Origin of the sequence: Solibacillus cecembensis (assembly GCF_050272495.1) — a bacterium.
GTDB lineage: Bacteria > Bacillota > Bacilli > Bacillales_A > Planococcaceae > Solibacillus > Solibacillus cecembensis.
Genome location: NZ_JBNNMF010000014.1, coordinates 11955 through 28212 on the forward strand (window position 1 = coordinate 11955; position 16258 = coordinate 28212).

The 16258-nt window shown below is 38.5% G+C and carries 15 protein-coding genes and 1 other annotated feature; of the genes, 5 read left to right on the forward strand and 10 right to left on the reverse strand.

The window, feature by feature from the left end; translation table 11 throughout:
• The first annotated feature begins 9 nt into the window (after positions 1-9).
• The 4 genes from ACQKIH_RS13300 to ACQKIH_RS13315 all read left to right on the forward strand — a co-directional run bounded on the left by ACQKIH_RS13300 (position 10) and on the right by ACQKIH_RS13315 (position 4057).
• A complete protein-coding gene (locus ACQKIH_RS13300) occupies positions 10-357 on the forward strand; it encodes a PadR family transcriptional regulator (RefSeq protein ID WP_427766735.1) in 348 nt (115 codons plus the stop codon).
• Positions 344-1348: an HAAS signaling domain-containing protein gene (locus ACQKIH_RS13305; RefSeq protein WP_057982750.1), complete on the forward strand. Its 1005-nt coding sequence runs from the start codon at positions 344-346 to the stop codon at positions 1346-1348. The genes ACQKIH_RS13300 and ACQKIH_RS13305 overlap by 14 nt, the downstream gene beginning before the upstream one ends.
• Positions 1349-1583: 235 nt before the next feature.
• The gene (locus tag ACQKIH_RS13310) at positions 1584-2768 is read left to right on the forward strand and encodes an MFS transporter (RefSeq protein ID WP_427766907.1); all 1185 of its coding nucleotides are present in this window, start codon (positions 1584-1586) and stop codon (positions 2766-2768) included.
• A 5-nt stretch (positions 2769-2773) separates the two neighbouring features.
• Complete coding sequence (locus ACQKIH_RS13315) at positions 2774-4057, forward strand: alkaline phosphatase family protein (protein WP_427766738.1); 1284 nt, start codon at positions 2774-2776, stop codon at positions 4055-4057.
• Between the two features lie 41 nt (positions 4058-4098).
• Here ACQKIH_RS13315 and ACQKIH_RS13320 read toward each other — a convergent pair whose 3' ends face one another.
• Genes ACQKIH_RS13320 through ACQKIH_RS13330 form a run of 3 tightly spaced genes read right to left on the reverse strand, consistent with a single transcriptional unit; the run spans position 4099 to position 5583 of the window.
• Entirely contained in the window at positions 4099-4641 is a 543-nt protein-coding gene (locus ACQKIH_RS13320) for a hypothetical protein (protein ID WP_057982747.1), read from the reverse strand.
• A 56-nt stretch (positions 4642-4697) separates the two neighbouring features.
• Positions 4698-5135: a DUF3021 family protein gene (locus tag ACQKIH_RS13325; protein ID WP_427766741.1), complete on the reverse strand. Its 438-nt coding sequence runs from the start codon at positions 5133-5135 to the stop codon at positions 4698-4700.
• Between the two features lie 4 nt (positions 5136-5139).
• Positions 5140-5583 carry a LytTR family DNA-binding domain-containing protein gene (locus ACQKIH_RS13330; protein WP_427766744.1) on the reverse strand — a complete coding sequence of 148 codons (444 nt, stop codon included), beginning with the start codon at positions 5581-5583 and terminating at the stop codon, positions 5140-5142.
• A gap of 226 nt (positions 5584-5809) precedes the next feature.
• Positions 5810-6093, forward strand: a binding site (T-box leader).
• A 70-nt stretch (positions 6094-6163) separates the two neighbouring features.
• Between ACQKIH_RS13330 and ACQKIH_RS13335 the strand changes: the two genes are divergently transcribed.
• Positions 6164-7525: a sodium-dependent transporter gene (locus ACQKIH_RS13335; protein ID WP_427766909.1), complete on the forward strand. Its 1362-nt coding sequence runs from the start codon at positions 6164-6166 to the stop codon at positions 7523-7525.
• A gap of 67 nt (positions 7526-7592) precedes the next feature.
• Here ACQKIH_RS13335 and ACQKIH_RS13340 read toward each other — a convergent pair whose 3' ends face one another.
• The 7 genes from ACQKIH_RS13340 to ACQKIH_RS13370 all read right to left on the reverse strand — a co-directional run bounded on the left by ACQKIH_RS13340 (position 7593) and on the right by ACQKIH_RS13370 (position 16175).
• The gene (locus ACQKIH_RS13340; protein WP_427766746.1) at positions 7593-8774 is read right to left on the reverse strand and encodes an MDR family MFS transporter; all 1182 of its coding nucleotides are present in this window, start codon (positions 8772-8774) and stop codon (positions 7593-7595) included.
• Between the two features lie 245 nt (positions 8775-9019).
• Complete coding sequence (locus ACQKIH_RS13345; RefSeq protein WP_057982737.1) at positions 9020-9223, reverse strand: hypothetical protein; 204 nt, start codon at positions 9221-9223, stop codon at positions 9020-9022.
• Positions 9224-9236: 13 nt separating this feature from the next.
• Positions 9237-10688 carry an NCS1 family transporter gene (locus ACQKIH_RS13350; protein ID WP_427766749.1) on the reverse strand — a complete coding sequence of 484 codons (1452 nt, stop codon included), beginning with the start codon at positions 10686-10688 and terminating at the stop codon, positions 9237-9239.
• Positions 10689-10742: 54 nt separating this feature from the next.
• Positions 10743-12005, reverse strand: coding sequence for an NAD-dependent dihydropyrimidine dehydrogenase subunit PreA (preA, locus tag ACQKIH_RS13355; RefSeq protein ID WP_057982732.1), 1263 nt, complete (start codon positions 12003-12005; stop codon positions 10743-10745).
• 12 nt (positions 12006-12017) lie between these two features.
• Positions 12018-13385, reverse strand: a complete 1368-nt coding sequence (locus tag ACQKIH_RS13360) for an NAD(P)-dependent oxidoreductase (protein ID WP_427766752.1) — start codon at positions 13383-13385, stop codon at positions 12018-12020.
• Positions 13386-13504: 119 nt separating this feature from the next.
• Positions 13505-14908, reverse strand: coding sequence for a dihydropyrimidinase (gene hydA / locus ACQKIH_RS13365; protein WP_427766755.1), 1404 nt, complete (start codon positions 14906-14908; stop codon positions 13505-13507).
• 22 nt (positions 14909-14930) lie between these two features.
• On the reverse strand, positions 14931-16175 hold the full coding sequence (locus ACQKIH_RS13370; RefSeq protein ID WP_427766758.1) for a Zn-dependent hydrolase: 1245 nt from the start codon (positions 16173-16175) through the stop codon (positions 14931-14933).
• Between the last annotated feature and the right edge of the window lie 83 nt (positions 16176-16258).

The following is a 16258-nucleotide window of genomic DNA, read 5'->3' on the forward strand; positions in this document are numbered from 1 at the left end:
GGTGATTATGTGAATGATTTATTAAATTCACTAACGACTGAATTGCGAAGAGGCACATTGACACTTGCCGTATTAAGCCAGTTACACGAGCCTCAATACGGATATTCTTTAGTCCAATTGTTAGAGATGTCTGGGATTACGATCGACCAAAGTACGCTGTATCCCCTACTCCGCCGTTTAGAAAAGCAAGAATTATTAACAAGTAGTTGGGACACCACAGAAAGCCGCCCAAGAAAGTATTATGTACTAAGCGATTATGGAAAAACGGTTTTTGATGCGTTGAAAGCCGAGTGGGAAAAAACATCTAGTGAGTTAGCTTTATTACTTAAAGGAGCTGAAAAAGATGGAACAAATTAACTTGTATATTCATGAAGTGACAAGGAGGTTGCCTGAGAAATTACGTACAGACATTGAAATGGAATTGCAATCCACCATTTTGGATATGATGCCAGATGACTATACGGCAAGTGATGTTGATGCCGCGCTCACAAAATTGGGCAATCCAGCTAAATTGGCAGATCAGTACCGCGAGCAACCTAATTATTTAATTGGTCCACTGTTATTTGATTCGTATATGACCATTTTAAAAATGGCTGTATCCATTGCCATTCTCGTGCATGTTATCGTACTTACTATTCAACAAATCACACTGTTCCCCGCAAATACGTATTTTATCGAGAACGGAATTGAATTAGTCATAAATTTAATTGGTGGAAGTGTGGAAGTACTATCTCAAGTATTTCTTTGGGTGACGATTATCTTCGTGATTATCGAACGCGTGACGGATGATGGCGCAAAAAAGTCGATGCAGTCAAAACCTTGGACTCCAAACGATTTAAAGCATATTGTACCAGTAGAAAAAAAGAAGCGCATTGCCAAATCCGAAGTATTTTTTGCACTATTTTGGGTAATCATTTGGGCTACTTTTTATTTCAAAGCATCCGATTTGATTGGCATTTACGAAAAAGCCACTCATGACAAACTTCAATTTATAGCGCCCCTATTCAACCGGGATGTATTACTCACTTTATGGCCAGTCGTAGGAGCTCTCATTTTATTTGAAATTGGGCTCATTTTATATAAGTGGGTTATTGGCAAATGGACGTATAAAATTGCTGTTTGGAATATGATTTACCATATTGCGCTTATAATTGTAACGATTCTATTCGTCAAACAAACCGGTTTATTTAATGTTGAATTTATCCGCTATACAGGGGAAGTATTTAATGTGGCAAGTGATACGGCACTTCTGAATTGGTGGAATAATACGGTTTGGGCGTTCGTCGTGCTCTTCATTATTATTTCAGTTATAGATATTTTTAACGGTTTTAGAAAAGCAAAAATGTAAATCGCAAGGGCCTAGTACATTCTAGGCTCTTTTTTTATTGATAATAAAGTGCTATTTACAATTCTTCATAAATATATAGAGAGTAAGGTGCAAATATAAACAAATCATTAACACTACAAATTCCAGCAAACGATTATAATTATAGAATATTCTGTATATAAGGAGGGTTTTTTTGAAGTTAACGAGAGAAGAAAAATCTTGGATACTCTATGATTGTGGGAACTCTGCGTACTCAATGGCCATAACGACCGCCCTCTTCCCTATTGTCTTTGGCATGTTTGATGGTGTGAATAATATGGATCTTGGGTATTTTAATTCGCTCGCTAGTATTTTAGTCGCTTTGCTAAGCCCCATTTTAGGTGCACTTGCCGATTATAAAGATAAGAAAAAACGGTTCTTTATGTTCTTTGCTTTACTCGGAATCATCGCGACCTTTTCCTTTGCATTCATTTCTCCAGTTAGTGGTCAGTGGCAATTATTAATTGTTGTTTATGTGCTTTCTATAATCGGATTTTCCGCGGCGAATATTTTTTATGATTCCTTTTTAGTCGATGTTACAACGGATGAACGTATGGATAAAGTATCAACAAGTGGCTTTGCTTTCGGTTATATTTCAAGTGTAATTCCATTCGGCATTAGTCTTGCTGTCATTTTCTTTATGGGCATGGATTTAGCAATTGGCTATCAAATCGGATTTTTTATTACGGCGTTGTGGTGGGGATTATTTACGATTCCAATGATTAAAGATGTAAGGCAACGTCATTATATCGAACCGGAGCCGAATTTAGTCGGCAATAGCTTTAAACGATTAGGAACGACCTTTTTACAAATTAAAAATTACAAAATCGTGTTCATTTTCTTAATTGCTTACTTCTGCTACATTGATGGCGTCGATACGATTATAAAAATGGTCGTGCCTTATGCAACAAGTGTTTTAGGCTCGGATTCATTCAATACGTTTATGCTGCTCGCCATTTTATTAGTCATTCAAATTATTGCGTTTCCATGCGCCTTATTGTACGGGTCACTGGCAAAAAAATATTCCACACGTTCGATGATTATTGTCGGGATTTTAACGTATATCGTGGCTTGTATTGCCGCTTTCTTTATTTCTGAAATGTGGCATATATTCGTTCTTGGTGCGATGATTGGTTCTGCACAAGGCGGGATTCAAGCATTAAGCCGCTCTTATTTTGGCAAAATTATTCCGAAAGAGCGTTCAAATGAATTTTTTGGCTTTTATAATATTTTCGGGAAATTCGCGGCAATTATCGGACCTTTTTTAATGGCATTCACAACAACGATGACGGGTGAGGCGAAATATAGTATTTTATCCATTATCCCGCTATTTATTATTGGTTTAGTGGTGTTTTTACTACTCCCGAAAGATCCTGCAGCAAATGTTGAAGCAGTGAGGTGATTTTTATGCATGAAAAAGAAAAATTTGTCATCGTCATTTCCTATGATGCCTTCTCGAAAGACAATTGGGACAGAGCGAAAAGTAAGCCGAATTTAGCGCAGTTAATTGCAAATGGTGCAGCGACAAATCAAGTAAAGAGCGTCTATCCAACACTTACTTATGTCATTCACAGCTCGTATGTAACGGGGGTTTATCCGAATAAGCATGGGGTATTTCACAATAACCCGTTTCAACCTTTTGTCCCTGAAAAAGAGCAAGATTGGCACTGGTATCGAAATGATTTGAGAATGCCAACTGTTTATGAAATAGCTCGCAGTAAAGGCTTAACTACTGCTGGGATTTTATGGCCCGTAACGGGAAAAGCGGCAATCCATTATAATATTCCTGAAATAAAAGCCGTTAAAAATGAAAATCAAGCGTTGAAAATTATCAAAAATGGCAGTAAGCTCTTTACCCTTTCGATGGAATGGAAATATGGGAAAGTACGCCGAGGGATTGCCCAGCCTTATTTAGATGATTTCATTACAAAGTGCGCGGTAGATACGATTTTAAACAAAAAGCCGAATTTGTTGCTCATGCATTTAATTGATCTCGATGATTCAAAGCATTTGCATGGCACACAAGGTCCGCATATTGAAGCTGTACTAGAACGCATGGACCGTCGCATTGGCGAACTTATGCAAGTAGTTGAAGATGCAGGTATTCGCGATGAAACAACCTTCTTAATTGTTGGGGATCACGGACAGCTCGACGTGCGCTATAAAATTTATTTGAATCGTTTATTTTTTGATCATGACCTCATTTATGAGGAAAACGGTGAAATGAAATGGCGTGCCTATGTTCAAGGTGCAGGCGGTGCAGCGTATTTGCATATTCAACACGGAGATGAAGATGCAAAAGCTACGGCATTATCTTTGCTAGAAGGTTTAGCGAAAAAAGCAGAATACGGGATTGAAGCGATTTATTCTAGAAAAGAACTCGATAAGTTCCATGTAGATGAGCAATTCGAATACATGATTGAAGCAAAAGAAGGCTATTGTTTTGAAGATGACTATACAAATGAAGTCATTGTTGATTTACACGCGATTGGTCAAACATATGCCACACATGGCTACTCCCCTGAAAAGCCCGATTATACGAGTAATTTGATTATTTCAGGCAACGGGGTTAAAGCTGGTTTTGATATCGGTGAAGTGTGTGTTGTCGATATTGGACCAACGATTGCACATATGTTAAAGCTCCCTTTCAAAAATGTTGACGGGCGCGCTTTAGTAGAGATTTTTAAATAATAATAGAGCCAGAGATGATTTTTTTGTCCCTAGCTCTTCCTTTATTCCTTCGCCTTTTCAACGAATGGAATACTTTTTGCGTTTGCTATATTGTAAATATAACTCGTTACATGTGATTTATTTTCTTTCAAGATAAAATCTTGTCCGTCCGCCATTTGAAATACATAATCCCCCAAATCGTCTACAATATATTCAAAAGTCACTCCATTGATATCTGCCCATTTAATCGATTTCTCTGACCATACGTTTTTCACAACAATTTGATTTGCGTCAATGGCGGTATACATTTGTGTTGTACTATAAAGAGTAAAAATCCCACCTATTACAATAAGCGTGCTTAGTAAAAATGTTACTTTTTTTCGTTTCCAAAACAATAGCAAACATGCCCCAGCAAATAAGATAAAGGCAAAAACAATAACTTTAGCGCTTGTCGTAAAAGGATAAATATAGAGCTTCGTATCATCATACTTAAAAAATGTTTCAATCAGTATAATTGGCATAAGGATTGCAAAAAACGGTGAAATGATAAGCATTGTAATGGCTGCCATTGAAAAAATTAAGCGTGGTGAAGTATTTTTAAACATAGTACGCCCCCTAATCCATGTTATTACTTCAATTATATACCAAACGAGATTATATTTTAAGAAAATTCACTTTTCTTTTTCGAATTTATAATTGCTGCATTAATTAAGTCTGCCTCTCTTTTCAATTTCACATAATATACGTACCAAATGATAAAGAAAATAACACTTGTAGTAATTAAATACACGAAAAGATTTATATAAGTTATTGGTACTAGCTCTAGCCATATGGATACGACTAAAATCGCAATCATTGTTGATGCATAATGCAGGAAAACTTGTACTTTATACTTTATGTTAAACTGATAAATGACTTGGCCAAAACCTCCACTAATAAGGGAAACTATAAAAATTCCGAGAACAATCAAGTCATATCTAGTCTGAATTTGATTAAATATTTCCTCTCCCATTTCCCAATACGATATACAGAGCGATAACATAAAAATCATACATCCCACTGCAAATGCTTCGATTGTCATTGAAATTACCTTTTGCATCATACTACACCCCCAATTTTTTCTTGAAATCTGCTTTGTACTTTCGACTAATGACATCTTCTTGCCCGTTTTCTAACAGAATATCTAATGTTCCACTAAAGGATGCTTTTACCGATTGAACCGCTGTTAAATTAACAATAGTGCTTTTTGAAATTCGGATAAAGTTTTCTCCTAGTAAATTTTCAAAATCCACTAAAGTTGTCTTCGTTTCATACCATTTCCCTTCCGCATCATAAACAATGACTTTCCCAACTTCTGTTCGCACAAGTTGAATGGACGATTTTTCGATTAGGATAATCTCCTTTCCCTGATAAATGGACAATTTCTCACCGAAATCTTCTTGCTCTAATAATACAACTGCTTTTTCGATTGTTGACGTTAATTGATTTGTTTTAATTTCTGCAACTGGTTCCGAATACTCTGGCGCAATTAGCACTTCTACTTTCACATTCCGCACCTCCTAAAAAAATTATAGCAAAGTCAACTGCAAAAAAAAGGCATGTTATCAGTAAAAATGGACCACTTAGCATTCAGATACAGTTGAGGTAACAGCTACTCACTAAAACTTGGGGCGTTTTGGAAATATTATTTGAGGCTCAGATTTCACTTTTTTGAAAAAAGACTTGACCAAAATGTGTTATCATACTATAATTTCGTTTATTATTCTAAATATTAAATGAGCGATGACGAGAACATATTAAGCCAGATTTCCCTGTTGGCAGAGAGTCAGTGGTTGGTGGAAACTGATACAAAGGTCTGTGTGAATTTCATTCTTCGAGCTTTTTTTATACTACATCTATTTTTTTCAAGCAGGATCGAAAAAAACTTGAACGCAAATATGCTGATGCATAGTTGATATTACGTGGTATGAAAACGGATTAAACCGTTACTTAATCAAGTGGGAAACGAATTTTGTTTCCAATTAGGGTGGTACCGCGTGAACAGCCACGTCCCTATCGTTATAGATAGAGACGTGGCTGTTTATTTTTTTCTATCTGAAATAATAATTATAGATTGGATTGATTAGCATTCAAACATCACAGCAATGGTCATCAAAGATTGGTTTTATTTTATCTGCTGCTGGATCAGCTATAGGAGTAGGCGCCATTTGGAAGCTGCCCTATGTTACTGGCGTTAGTGGAGGAGGGGCATTCTTCCTTCTATTTATTTTATTCTCATTAATTATTGGTTTTCCGTTATTATTAGCAGAGTTTATTATTGGGAGAAGCACACAAAAAGAAGCGGTTAGTGCTTATCGAAGTTTAGCGCCTAATACACAGTGGCATTGGATTGGTAAGCTCGGGGTATTTACTTGTTTCCTATTATTATCGTTCTATAGTGTCATTGGTGGATGGATTGTTATTTATTTTACTAAAGGTTTATTTGGCGGCATCATTAGTGACAGTGCAAATTACGCCGCAGTCTTTGACGAAACGATTGCCAATCCCTTATTAGTTATCGGCGCACAATTTGCCTTTTTAGCGTTTACTGTACTAGTTGTTGCAAAAGGCATTCAAAATGGGATTGAAAAAGCGAGTAAAATTTTGATGCCAGCTTTATTTATTTTATTTTTCGTATTAATCATTCGCTCATTGACACTTGATAATGCGATGGAGGGTGTAAAGTTCTTCCTTGCACCGGATTTTTCAAGCATTACATCACAAAGTATTCTGTTTGCGATGGGGCAAGCTTTCTTCTCATTAAGTATCGGTGTTTCAGTAATGGTCACGTACAGTTCTTATTTATCGAAAAAAGAAAGCTTAATTCAGCCAGCGATTTCAATCGTTTCCATGAATTTATTCATCGCTTTATTAGCAGGTTTAGCAATTTTCCCAGCTGTATTCTCACTTGGTTTAGAACCAGCTCAAGGGCCTGGTTTACTGTTTGTCGTATTACCTGCTGTGTTTGATCAAATCATTTTTGGTGAAGCATTCTTATTAGGATTTTTAGCATTATTTTTGTTTGCCACTTTAACTTCAGCCTTTTCAATGTTAGAAATTATTGTCGCTTCACTTGTTAAAGGTAAAGAACAACAGCGCACAAAATATGCCTATATTATTGGCGTTTTAATTTTCGCAGTAGGTGTTCCTTCTGCATTATCTTATAGTGTTTTCTCAGATATAACATTCTTCTCAAAAAACATTTTTGACTCAGCTGATTATTTAGTAAGTAATATTTTAATGCCACTTGGCGTATTTTTAATCGCTATTTTCGTACCAAGGAAAATTCAGAAAAGCACATTGCGAGAGGAACTATTGCAGCATTCTCGTTTAGGGGCAACTGCCTTTAACATTTGGTTCTTCATTATGAAATATATTATTCCTTCAGTCATTTTTATCGTATTCCTTGATATTACAGGCATACTTGATAAAATTATTGCACTATTTTAAAACAAAAGTGATGAACATTTGCAGAATTTCTGCAAATGTTCATCACTTTTTTTGTTTGAGGATGGAACTATGCTGTTTTGTGCACATGAAGCGCTTTACGATATATGAATATACTACTCAACATGACCAACGAAATAATGACATACATCCAATCAACGGTTACAACTAACAACCACCCACCTACAACGGGACCGATAAAACCACCTATATTTTTAAGTTGCCCAGCCCCTAAGTAAATGCCCTTTTGATCAATCGGTGCAATTTCTTCAATAACCGCATTCATCATCGGGAAACAGAAAATTTCTCCAATTGAAAAAATCGCCATACTGCCAATAAACATCCACGCATTTTCAGAAAGTCCAAGCAATAATAAGCCAACTGAAAAAATGACAATGCCGATTTTTAAAGAAGTATAAATGGGCATTTTCTCAATCATTATCGTTAATGGTAGTTGTAATGTTAATACGGTAATCGAGTTTGCTATAATGACGTAGGAAAACAGCTTGATCCCGTCCTCTACTCGCATATCAATCAATTGTGGCAATGTCGAATCAAATTGCGCATAACCAAACGTAATCAAAATTCCACCTGCGATAAAATAAAGCAATTTTTGGTCTTTTCGAACAGCATCAAAAATCGCACTCACTCGGTGATTCGCTGCTAACTTTTGTTGCTTCATTTCATAACGGTTTAACACAATGAATAAAAATATCCCATAAATCGCATACATGATGCCTGTAATCATAAATGGCACGGCCGCGCTCGACATGCTTGCAATCCAAACACCTAATAACGGACCCATTACCGCCGCAATATTAATCGCGGTGTACCTGACAGAAAAAAGCCTGCGTTTTTTTGCATCTTCCGTAAAATCAATCATTAGCGCTTGTGTTCCTGGCTCAAAAAATGAACGACATAGCCCGTTTAATGCATTTAATAGCACAAAATAAATGGCAGATGGTGCAACAGCAAATCCGAAAAATGTACAGCTCCACACGAATACCGTACTAATAATAACAATTTTACGACCAAAACGATCGGTTAAGTACCCACCTATCAGACCACCAAACGTTCCAAATAGAGGCGCAATCCCAATCGTTAAACCGATAAGTAAAGGTGACGCTTGTAGTTGATTATGTAAGTATAAAGCAATAAAAGGAATGGCCATGAAACTAGCCGTTCGAACAAAAATTGTCCCGCTTAAAATAATCCAAACGAGTGGATGAAAATAATTGTAGATGGATTTCACTTGAAAAAGCCTCTTTCATTTGATGTGACATGTTACCATTAAGAATTGAAATTAGTAATAAATCTATATGAATATCCTAAAATTGTCAATCCCATTAAAAAGCTTTGCCCTATTTTATGACTCACCAAATCTCTTGTTCAACACCTACGGCAAATTATATAAATCTATAAATTGATGAAAAAACTCTATTCTAAAGTACCGTAGAATAGAGTTTTTACTACTACATATTAGTTTAAAATCTCTACCTACACCAACGTTTTCTCTAGAAGTTTTGCTGCAAAATACTTACGCGCATCTGCGGTTAAAATCGGTAAACTTACGATTTGCTGCCGCTCAAACTCAACAAACATCCCACTTAAATTTTCATACACATTGTGAATTTTATAGCCCTTTTCTAAATAGTCATCTACTTGCTTCATTTCATCTAAGCTTAATAAATAATCCGACATACACACACCTCGCTTATTTATTCAGTTCCGTTTCTTGCGTAAGAATATCATCCCAATCATGCCCCACTGTAATCCCTAGATACTTTTCATCACTCGGATCATCTAGTTCAGCTTGTGGGTACTTTTTGAACCACCAATATTTCGCCAACACATAATAAATGATCGCCCCTGCGAAGAAACCTACTAATGAAGAATATGTTGGGAATATATTCGCTAAAATACCACCGATCACCCAAGCGATTAACCCCGCTAAGTTAAAGCCATTCATATACTTAAATTGACCGTCTAACTCGTAAAGTTGCTTTACATTGACGCGGCGTTTACGGATTAAATAATAATCGGCAAATAAAATACCTACAATGGCTGTTAAAATACCACCAATGATTAATAGTGCATTAACCAAAACATCAAATAAGCTCCAAGGCTGCGCTAACATCCCAATAATCCCTGCTACGACAACACCAACCCAGAATGGTACTTTTGGTCCGCCAATGTTGGAGAAAATTGTTGCCGCAGGAATCACGTTTGCTGACGTATTCGTCGACCATTGCGCTAACACAATCATCAGTAATAAAACCCCTAAAATGAAGCCGCTCGCACTTTGTTGCAATGCATTGACAGGATCAGCTGATGCCACTGCCATATAACAAACTGCTCCAATTGTTACGATAAATGTATTCGTGATCGGCATCACGATTAACGAACCGACTAATTGTGTTTTATTGCGTTTGAACCAATTGCGTTCATTTTTTGGCGCTTTAAAGAAACGTGAAAGTGATGGCATATCAGCCGCTAATGTTGCCCAGAAGCCCATGTTCGCCATAATCACGACCATGAAAGCTGTAAATGCGGCCATTCCTGTTGTTGGGGATTCTACCCATGACCAAACATTTTTCCCTTGCATCGTTGCATGATCTGCTAGTGTGATGTACATCCAGCACGAAATTAAAATAATAATTGGTGCTGCTAAATCTGCGAAACGCTCAATGGATTTAATGCCAAGAGATGTATTAAATAATTGCAACGCAGCAAAAACTAAGAAACATAAAAACCAATTATCAAAGCCAAATAATAAGTTCAAAATCCCATTGATTGCAAGCGCACCAAAATAGGTGTTAATCCCAAACCAACACGCAGCAGTAACACCACGAACAAGCGATGGTATATGCGTGCCAATCGTACCGAATGGGGCACGCATATACACAGGGAAAGATAGGCCATGCTCGATGCCAATATCACCGATTAATGTCATAAACACACCGATTAAAACCGAGCCTATTATTGTCGCTAAAATAACCATTGGCAACGGCAAACTAATAATACCTGCTCCACCAATTGCAAAAGCGGCTAACACAATGGCCATTCCTACCCAAATCACTGCAAAACCAAACGTCCCGATATTCCTTTGTTGATGTGTCACTGGAAGTAAATCTGGTGATTTTAAATAATTCCCACCACTTGCCATACATTTCTCCCCTTTATTTTAGATTTCCAGTTCACGAACAAACAGACGACCTTTTTATTTTGCGAAATTACTAATTAGTGATTGACGTTCATTCCACGTCATTGGTGCGATACTTGATTTTCTTTCAACCATCGAAATCGCACCATCTACCGGGCACACAATCGAGCATAAATTACATCCGACACAATCTTGCTCGCGAACTTTTAGCATCGGACGACCGCTTTCTGTGTATAGATCAATACATTGATGCGACGTATCTTCACAAGCGATATGGCATTTATTGCAGTTAATACATACATCATTATTAATTTCAGCGACCACTTTATAGTTTAAATCTAAGTCACCCCAGTCGGAATAACGTGATACCGATCGACCGACTAAATCCATGACCGAAGCAATCCCTTTATCATCTAGGTAGTTATTGAGCCCATCGATCATATCTTCTACAATACTAAATCCATGGTGCATCGCCGCTGTACAAACTTGAACGCCTGTTGCCCCCATCAGTATGAATTCCGCAGCATCTTGCCAGTTTGAAATGCCTCCGATTCCTGATATTGGCACATTGAATAATGGATTACGGGCACACTCTGCGACCATATTCAGTGCAATTGGTTTTACAGCAGGACCGCAATAGCCACCGTGCGCCCCTTTTCCACCGACATGTGGCACCGTATTCCATGAATCTAAATCAACACCCGCTAAGCTGTTAATCGTATTAATCATACTGATGGCATCAGCTCCGCCACGTGCTGCCGCTTCTGCTGTCATCGTAATATCTGTAATGTTCGGTGTTAGCTTAACAATGACTGGTGTTTGTGCCACCTCTTTCACCCAAAATGTTTGCTTTTCAACCAAGTCCGGTACTTGACCAGAGGCAGCACCCATTCCACGTTCAGCCATCCCGTGTGGACATCCAAAGTTAAGCTCAAGCCCATCGACCCCTACAGCTTCTACTTTTTTGACAATCTCATGCCATTTTTCTTGCTTCGGCTCTACCATTAACGAAACAATAATGGCATGATTCGGAAACCTTTTTTTCGTCTCATAAATTTCTTGTAAATTAACCTCTAACGGACGATCTGTAATGAGTTCAATATTATTAAAACCGGCTACTCTTTGACCGTTAAAATTGACAGCCGCAAAACGTGAAGAAACATTTAATATTGGTTCACCCAATGTTTTCCAAACTGCGCCACCCCAGCCTGCCTCAAATGCGCGTTGAACTTGATAACCTGAATTCGTCGGTGGTGCTGATGCTAGCCAAAATGGATTCGGTGATTTAATTCCCGCTAAGTCAATTCGTAAGTCTGCCATGCCACGTCCCCCTTATGCAATTTCACTAGTTTTTTTTAATTGCTCATGAATGATGTATGCAGCATCTTTACCTTGCTGCGCAGCTGTTACAACCATCGCTTCCCCTTGACCGTTTCCGAACACAACATCTCCACAGGCAAATACTTTCTCATTCGATGTTTGCATTGTCGTCTCATCAATATCTACTACACCGTTTGTATGCTGTAAACCAAATGCTTCAATAAGCGAAACAAATCGTGTTTGCCCAATTGCTTTAATGATTGCATCCACTTCCATAACAAATTCAGATCCTTCAACTACTTCAGGTCTTTGGCGACCATCTGCACCTGCTTCCCCTAGCTTCATTTTGATGCATTCAAGTGCAACTACTTTTCCTGCTTCGTCACCGATAATTTTCGTTGGCGCTGTCAGCCACTTAAATGCAACACCATCTTGCTTGGCAAATTCATATTCAAATTGGTAGGCTGTCATTTCTTTTTCTGTTCTACGATAAAGAATATCTACTTGTTCAGCACCCAATCGCTTCGCACAAGTCGCACCATCAATCGCTGTATTTCCAGCACCGATGACTACAACACGTTTACCAACTAAATCTTCTGTCAGTGTGCCGATTTTTGTGTTTTTGACAAATTCAATGGCATCATGCACGCCGTTTAGTTCTTCACCTTCGATACCAAGATTAGGCACAGCCCCCATGCCAATTGCTAAAATAACACGATCATATTGCGCTAAAATTTCATCCGCTGAAATATCGACGCCAACTGTTGTATTCGTTTTAATGTCCACACCAAGCTTCACAATTTGTTCCACTTCCCAGTCCACGACCTCATTTGGTAAACGGAATGATACGATCCCGTAGCTTCCTAAACCGCCTGCTTTTGCTTCTGCTTCAAAAATTGTGACATCATAGCCAAAACGACTTAGTTCGCGTGCTGCGGATAAACCGGCAGGACCAGAGCCTACGATCGCCACCTTTTGTCCGTTTGTTTGACCTTTTTTAAATAGTTCCACGCCCGATTCTATCGCCCAATCTGTTGCGTAACGTTGCAAGTGACCGATTTTGATTGGTTTTGTAGATGCATTTAAAACACATGCCCCCTCACATAACTCCTCTGTCGGACAAACCCTCGCACAACTGGCACCAATCGGATTGGCATCCATAATCGTCATCGCCGAACCTTTCATATTACTTGATGCAATTTTTTTAATGAAATTTGGAATTGGAATACTTGTCGGACAAGCTGTAATACAAGGTGCGTCATAGCAGTAAAGACAACGATTCGCCTCTTCTATTGCTTCATTTTTCGTCATCCTGCTATTCATTTCAACAAAATTTCGCTTCAGTTGTGCAGTCATTGCATTTTCTTGAATCGGAACCATTTCCACATCCCCCTCATGAATTCTTTTTCATAGTTTATTAGCGTTCATTCCCGTTCTAGCTAGGCCGTGCGACAGGAGCACGCCCAGCCTTCACTTCAATTAACGAGTGTGCTATGCAGTTAGATGTTTATTACTTCTACAGTAGTAGGAGTTAATTGGCGTTTAATATATTGCCCACTACCCAATACTCCTACGAATTCTTTATTCTTAATTACGTACTCGCCGCGCACAAGTACACTGACCGGCTCACCTGTTACTTCCCACCCTTCATACGGGTTGTAATCCACATTCATATGATGTGTGTTCGCTGAAATCTCACGTTTTACCGTCGGATCAAAAAGCACGATATCTGCATCAGAACCAATTGCAATTGTTCCTTTTTGTGGGTATAAACCGAAAATCTTTGCTGCACTCGTCGAAGTCATATCGACGAATTCATTGATTGAAATTTTCCCTTTCGCTACACCTTCTGAATATAAAATGGCACAGCGATCTTCAATAAATGGCCCTCCGTTTGGAATTTTAGAGAAATCATTCAAACCTAATTGTTTCTTCCCATTAAAGCTAAATGAACATTGATCCGAGCCAATTGTTTGCAGTTGCTTCGCCTTTAAAGCGTTCCATAAATGGGTTTGATGAGATTTCGGACGCAGCGGCGGTGACCACACGTATTTCGCTCCTTCAAAACCTGGCTGTGCTAAAGCCGATTGATCTAACGTTAAATATGGCGGACATGTTTCCCCGTACACGTCATATCCTTTTTCACGCGCTGCAATAATTTCATCTACTGCCTCTTTACAAGTTACATGTACAACGTAAAGCTTAGCCCCTGCAATATGCGCCAGTTCAATTGCTCGTTTTGTCGCTTCCCCTTCTAATTCCGCGGGACGAGTCAGTGCATGATAAATTGGTGCTGTATGGCCCGCTTGCTTTGCTTCTTCTACGAGTTCATCGATAACGGAGCCATTTTCACAATGCACCATTACGACAGCGCCCACTTCTTTTGCAATTTTAAATGCTTTAAAAAGTGTGCGGTCTGAAGCTTGGAATTCTTTTGCGTAAGCCATAAACACCTTCACAGATGTGATTCCTTCTTGCTCTAGTAATACTGGTAACTCTGCTTCTGTCTCAGGCGTTAATTCACCAATCATTAAATGGAAGCCATAATCAATGACTGAGTTCCCTTTTGCTTTTTCATGCCACTTTTCTACAGCTGGGCCTAGTTTCTCTTCACCTGCCGTTAAACAAAAATCTAAAATCGTTGTCGTACCACCGAAAGCAGCGGCAATCGTACCAGATTTCCAATCATCATCTGTTACCGTGTTATTAAACGGCATATCCAAGTGCGTATGTGGATCAATTCCCCCTGGCATGACGTATTTGCCAGCTGCATCAATGATTTCTGCACCTTCTGCTAATAAATTTTTGCCGATTTGAACAATTTTTCCGTTTTCTATTAATAGATCTGCCTCATATACATCTGTTGCCGTTGTAATTAATCCACCTGTAATCAATTTTTTCACGATACCCTCACCCTTCATTTCATTAATTTGTAATGTGTATCTCGCCAATGCTGAACTTTGCTTGTAGCGTCAAAACGGTTTGTAGTAACACATCCGCACCTTTTGCACAGTCTGCAAATGTCGTTTTCTCCTCTTCACAATGACTTTTTCCATTAATGCTTGGTACAAAAATCATTGCCGATGGAATAAAGCTTGCGATATACTGCGCATCATGACCCGCGCCACTAAACATTCGATGATAAGAATAGCCAAAATCCTCACATGACTCTTCCACTTCATTACAAATAGCAGCGTCAAAAAATACAGTATCTCTTCCCCATAGTTTAGCTGGTTGGATGCTACAGCCATTTTGCTCAGTAGGTAAACCTTTTAAGATTTCTTCTACTTTGCGCATCACTTCTGGATCTTGATGCCGCGAATCCATTGTAAATGTCACTTTATTTGGAATTACTGTATGAATGTTTGGAGATACGTTCATACGACCAAATGTGTATACGAGCTGTTCGTCGATTTTGCTAAGTTGGTCATGTAACGTTGTAATAATATCGGCAGCTACACGCATTGGGTCTTTACGCATCGACATCGGTGTCGTTCCCGCATGATTGGACTCCCCTGTAACCGTCATCTCATAACAAACCATCCCTAAAACACCTTCAACCACACCAATCTCCAGTTGCTTCGCTTCTAATACGGGGCCTTGCTCTATATGCAGTTCAATATATGCAAGCGCTTCCGTTAATAGGTTTTCTTTTTCTCCCATATACCCACTACCTAGGAGCGCATCTTTAAAGGTAATTCCATTTTTATCAACCGATTGCAACATTTCGTCTTTGTTAAACTTTGAAGAAATCACACCAGAACTCATCATCGCCGGATCAAAGCGCGCCCCTTCTTCATTCGTAAAATTCACAATCATTAATGGAATATCTAGTTCAATGTCGTTTTCTTTTAGCGTTCTAATCACCTCTAATGCGGTCAAAACGCCTAACACACCATCAAACTTGCCCCCTTTTTCCACCGAATCTAAATGCGAACCCATCACAATTGGCGGTAAATCCTTTTTCCCAGGTAAAATCGCATAAATATTCGCCATATCGTCTACCTTAATTTCCATACCTAACGCTTTACAGCATTCGCAAAAATAATCTCTCGCTAATACGTCCTCTTTCGATAGAGTTAAACGAGTTACGCCACCATTTACAGTTGCTCCAAATTGACTAAATTGTTCAAGTGACTCTTGCAATCGACTACTGTTACATTTATACATATGCTAGTCCCCTCTTTCATATTAGTTAAGATGTATTTAGGTAAATTCTAAAATAGAAAGCCTTTACTATATATATCTATAAG

Coding starts and splice junctions, on each gene's coding strand:
- ACQKIH_RS13305 (WP_057982750.1), top strand. CDS start 344: ATGGAACAAATTAACTTGTATATTCATGAAGTGACAAGGAGGTTGCCT.
- ACQKIH_RS13310 (WP_427766907.1), top strand. CDS start 1,584: ATGGCCATAACGACCGCCCTCTTCCCTATTGTCTTTGGCATGTTTGAT.
- ACQKIH_RS13315 (WP_427766738.1), top strand. CDS start 2,774: ATGCATGAAAAAGAAAAATTTGTCATCGTCATTTCCTATGATGCCTTC.
- ACQKIH_RS13320 (WP_057982747.1), bottom strand. CDS start 4,641: ATGTTTAAAAATACTTCACCACGCTTAATTTTTTCAATGGCAGCCATT.
- ACQKIH_RS13325 (WP_427766741.1), bottom strand. CDS start 5,135: ATGCAAAAGGTAATTTCAATGACAATCGAAGCATTTGCAGTGGGATGT.
- ACQKIH_RS13345 (WP_057982737.1), bottom strand. CDS start 9,223: ATGTCGGATTATTTATTAAGCTTAGATGAAATGAAGCAAGTAGATGAC.
- ACQKIH_RS13350 (WP_427766749.1), bottom strand. CDS start 10,688: ATGGCAAGTGGTGGGAATTATTTAAAATCACCAGATTTACTTCCAGTG.
- preA (WP_057982732.1), bottom strand. CDS start 12,005: ATGGCAGACTTACGAATTGACTTAGCGGGAATTAAATCACCGAATCCA.
- ACQKIH_RS13360 (WP_427766752.1), bottom strand. CDS start 13,385: ATGGTTCCGATTCAAGAAAATGCAATGACTGCACAACTGAAGCGAAAT.
- ACQKIH_RS13370 (WP_427766758.1), bottom strand. CDS start 16,175: ATGTATAAATGTAACAGTAGTCGATTGCAAGAGTCACTTGAACAATTT.